The organism is Pantoea sp. CTOTU49201 (assembly GCF_032054795.1).
GTDB classification, from domain to species: Bacteria; Pseudomonadota; Gammaproteobacteria; order Enterobacterales; family Enterobacteriaceae; genus Pantoea; species Pantoea symbiotica.
Genome location: NZ_DAMBSA010000066.1, coordinates 11386 through 15745 on the forward strand (window position 1 = coordinate 11386; position 4360 = coordinate 15745).

The 4360-nt window shown below is 55.3% G+C and carries 6 protein-coding genes; all 6 read right to left on the minus strand.

Annotated elements, in window-relative coordinates:
* Positions 1–155: metallophosphoesterase (locus RTY00_RS07115; RefSeq protein WP_312663941.1), on the minus strand; the 155-nt coding region annotated here is incomplete at its 3' end.
* Between the two features lie 49 nt (positions 156–204).
* Entirely contained in the window at positions 205–582 is a 378-nt protein-coding gene (apaG, locus tag RTY00_RS07120; protein ID WP_312663937.1) for a Co2+/Mg2+ efflux protein ApaG, read from the minus strand.
* 4 nt (positions 583–586) lie between these two features.
* Positions 587–1411, minus strand: a complete 825-nt coding sequence (gene rsmA / locus RTY00_RS07125) for a 16S rRNA (adenine(1518)-N(6)/adenine(1519)-N(6))-dimethyltransferase RsmA (RefSeq protein WP_061718142.1) — start codon at positions 1409–1411, stop codon at positions 587–589.
* Complete coding sequence (gene pdxA / locus RTY00_RS07130) at positions 1404–2393, minus strand: 4-hydroxythreonine-4-phosphate dehydrogenase PdxA (RefSeq protein WP_312663938.1); 990 nt, start codon at positions 2391–2393, stop codon at positions 1404–1406. The genes rsmA and pdxA overlap by 8 nt, the downstream gene beginning before the upstream one ends.
* Positions 2383–3678 (minus strand): peptidylprolyl isomerase SurA, encoded by a 1296-nt coding sequence (gene surA / locus RTY00_RS07135; RefSeq protein ID WP_312663939.1) that lies wholly within the window; start codon positions 3676–3678, stop codon positions 2383–2385. Before surA ends, pdxA begins: the two co-directional genes overlap by 11 nt.
* A 54-nt stretch (positions 3679–3732) precedes the next feature.
* Positions 3733–4360, minus strand: a 628-nt coding sequence (gene lptD / locus RTY00_RS07140; protein ID WP_312663940.1) for an LPS assembly protein LptD, incomplete at its 5' end; no start/stop codon positions are given.

The following is a 4360-nucleotide window of genomic DNA, read 5'->3' on the forward strand; positions in this document are numbered from 1 at the left end:
ACATAGCGCAGCACATCGAGCGAGCCGGGGCCGCGCGCCACCAAATCGCCGGTAAGCCATAAGGTGTCCTGCTGCGGATCGAAATCAACCTGCGCTAATAGCGCACGAAGCTCGTCATAACAGCCATGAACATCGCCAATCAGGTATGTACTCATTGTCAGTCCGATTAAAACGCGCCGCCCGGACGGGCCGGGCGGAGGAGGATTAGTGAATGTGGGTTTGCACCGCGAGTCGGAACACCGGAATCTCGACGTGGAACTCTTCGCCCGCATCATCGACCATCACATAGTGACCTTGCATGGTGCCCATCGGCGTTTCCAGAATCGCGCCGCTGGTGTACTGATACTCGCCGCCGGCAGCAATGTGCGGCTGCTCGCCGACCACGCCTTCACCTTGCACTTCGGTCTCGCGACCGTTGCCGTTGGTGATCAGCCAATAGCGGCTGCGCAGCTGTAAGTTGCTGCGCCCCAAATTGCGAATGGTGATGGTGTAGGCAAACACGTAACGATCCTCGTCGGGCAAGGATTGCGACTCCACATACTGACTATGCACATGGATACAGACGCGGGCCAGTTCACTCATGCACTCAACTCTCCGGAGTTTCAGCCTGATGCTTGCTCAACCAGTTTGCCAGTTGGCAATATTGCGCCACAGAGACGTTCTCTGCACGCAGCGAGGCATCGATTTCTAATTGATCCAACGCACCAGCTGCAAACATATGAGCCAGGCTGTTGCGCAGCGTTTTACGGCGTTTACCAAAGGCTTCAGTGGTAATGCGGCTCAGCAGACGAATATCGCTAACCGGATGCTGCGGTTGCATATACGGCACTAAACGCACCACAGCCGATTCCACTTTTGGTGCCGGCGTGAACGATTCTGGTGGCACTTCGAGCACAGGAATGACCTGGCAATAGTACTGCGCCATCACGCTCAAACGACCGTAAGCTTTGCTGCCCGGACCGGCGACTAAACGATTCACCACTTCTTTCTGCAGCATGAAGTGCATGTCTTTAATCGAACCAGTATAGCTGAAAAGGTGGAACATCAGCGGCGTCGAGATGTTGTACGGCAGGTTGCCGAACACGCGCAGCGGCTGGCCTTTCTCTTGCGCCAGCGCAGAGAAATCAAAGGTCATCGCATCCTGCTGGAAAATGGTCAGCTTAGGACCGAGGAACGGGTGCGTTTGCAGACGCGCGGCAAGGTCGCGGTCCAGCTCGACCACGGTCAGCTCATCCAGACGTTCGCCTACCGGCTCGGTTAATGCGCCAAGGCCGGGGCCGATTTCCACGATAGCTTCACCTTTTTGCGGGTGAATGGCGGAGACAATGCTATCGATAATGTACTGATCGTTCAGGAAGTTCTGCCCGAAACGTTTACGGGCGTAATGCCCCTGATGGACGCGATTATTCATTACTGCTCTTGATCATAGTGATGGCGAGATTAAGCGCCGTGATAAAGCTGCCCGGTTCTGCCTGGCCGAGACCGGCTAATTCAAGCGCGGTGCCGTGATCGACAGAAGTCCGGATAAAGGGCAGGCCAAGTGTGATATTCACCGCGCGGCCAAACCCCTGAAATTTTAGCACCGGTAAGCCCTGGTCGTGATACATCGCCAGAACCGCATCGGCATGTTGCAGGTATTTCGGCTGGAACAGCGTATCAGCTGGCAAGGGTCCGGTGAGTTGGATGCCTTGCTGGCGCAGTTCGTTGAGAGCCGGAATGATGGTATCAATCTCTTCGCGGCCCATATGGCCGCTTTCGCCAGCATGCGGATTAAGGCCGCAGACGAAGATATGAGGATTGGGTAAACCAAACTTCTGCTGCAGATCACGATGCAAAATGGTGATCACTTCATGCAGCGTGTCGCGGGTAATCGCGGCAGAAACATCTTTCAGCGGCAGATGCGTGGTAGCTAATGCTACGCGCAACTCTTCCGTTGCCAGCATCATTACCACTAAATTGCCACCGGCGCGATCGGCAAAAAACTCGGTATGACCGGTAAACGGAATGCCGGCATCGTTGATCACGCCTTTGTGCACCGGACCGGTAATCAGCGCGGCAAATTCGCCGTTCAGACAGCCGTCACAGGCGCGCGCCAGCGTTTCCAGCACATAGTGGCTGTTCGCAACGTTGAGTTCACCGGCGGTCACCGGTTGAGCGGTATCGACCTGCAGCAGCGTTAGCGTTCCGGCCTGCTGCGGTTGTGCTGCTGCAGGTTGATAATCACGCAGCGTCAGCGGCAAACCCAATAAAGCAGCGCGACGGCGCAAAAGCTCGCCGTCGCCGCAGACCACCAATTCAACCGGCCAGTTTTGCTGCGCCAGTTGAACGGTGAGGTCGGGACCAATCCCGGCAGGTTCGCCGGGCGTGATCACCACTCGATAATTACTGACCATTGTTATCCAGAATCTTCACGTAAGCACTGGCGCGCTGTTCCTGCATCCAGGTTTGCGCTTCTTCCGCGAATTTACGGTTGAACAGCATGCGATAGGCGCGCTCTTTCTGCGCGGCATCGGTCTTATCAACCTGACGCGTATCCAGCAATTGAATCAAGTGCCAGCCAAAGGAGGAGTGAACCGGTTGGCTAACCTGGCCTTTCTGCAGCTTCAGCAATGCATCGCGGAATGCCGGATCGTAAATCTCCGGAGATGCCCAACCGAGATCGCCGCCCTGGTTCGCTGAACCTGGGTCGTCTGAGAACTGTTTGGCCGCTGCAGCGAAAGTGGTTTTGCCACTTTTAATGTCGGCCGCGATCTGTTCGATCTTGGCCTGCGCCTGCGCGTCAGTCAGGATCGGTGACGGCTTCAGCAGAATGTGACGTGCATGCACTTCCGTTACAGAGATGTTTTTGCTTTCGCCACGCAGGTCGTTCACCTTCAGGATGTGGAAGCCAACACCCGAACGGATTGGACCGACGATATCGCCTTTCTTCGCAGTGCTCAGCGCCTGCGAGAACAGCGTTGGCAGCTCTTCGATTTTGCCCCAACCCATGTTGCCGCCTTTCAGCGCCTGCGGATCGGCCGAGTAAGTCACTGCCAGCTTGCCGAAATCGGCGCCGCCTTTCAGCTGACCCACCAGTTGGCGAGCCAGCGTTTCCTGGTCGTCAACCTGCTGCTGTGTCGGGTTTTCTGACAGCGGCAGCAGAATCTGGCTGATATTCAGTTCAGTACCTTGCGAGTTCTGCGCACCAACCTGCGAAGCCAGCGTATCCACTTCCTGCGGCAAGATAGTGACGCGGCGACGCACTTCGTTGTTACGCACTTCGGCAATCGTCATCTCTTTACGGATTTGCGCACGGTAGACGTTGTAGTTCATGCCGTCGTAGGCCAAACGGCTACGCAGCTGGTCGAGGCTCATGCGGTTTTGTGCGGCAATGTTCTGAATCGCCTGATCCAGTTGCTGATCGTTAATCTGCACGCCCGCTCTTTCACCCATTTGCAGAATGATGGCATCCATGACCTGGCGTTCAAGGATTTGATGACGCAAAGTTTTGTCATCCGGGAGTTGCTGGTTTGCCTGCTGCGCCTGTGATTTCACGGTGCGCATCATGTTATCAACGTCACTTTCCAGTACCACGCCGTTGTTCACGACTGCGGCAACTTTATCAACCACTTGTGGGGCTGCGAACGCAGTGTTAGCGGTAATCGCTACACCAAGAATCAGCATTCTCCAGTTCTTCATACTTTATCCATTGTTGTTTCCGCACTGCGGGAGAGCCTGTCAAACATCACAACATCAGAAAGCGCGCTGGTAAGGAATGATGCCCTGACGCAGCATTTCATTAGTGCCTAAGCCATAGTTGGAACTCAGACCACGCAGCTCAATGTTGAATGAGATTTGGTTGTCATACTTACTGTCGTTGTTTTCCCAACCGTTGATCTTGCGTTCGTAACCCAGACGAATGGCATAGCAGCACGAGCTGTACTGCAGGCCGACCAGCTGTTCAGCCGGACGACTGTTGCGGGTATCGTAGTAATAACCGCCCACCAGTGACCAGGCATCCACAATCGGCCAGCTGGCAGTGGCGCCAACCTGTGAAATCCCGTTTTTGTAGATCGGGTCAGTCACCAGGTTAGAGTTATTCAGCGCCTGCGCCACGTATTCCGGGCTGCTGTAGCGATAGCTCAGCTGCACCATACGATCGGCATCCTGACGATACTCAAGCACGGCATTACCTTGCGCGACGTTATCAAGGCGGGTGTCATACTGCAGACCGCCACGCGCCCCCCAGCGATCGCTGATTTTCCAGTAAGTGTCACCGGCCCAAACCAGGCTGCCAGTGTCATCTTCTTTGTTCGTCTGGTTTACACCGGTACGAGACGGGGTAAACGAGTAGATTTGACCCACAGAAACGTTAAAACGT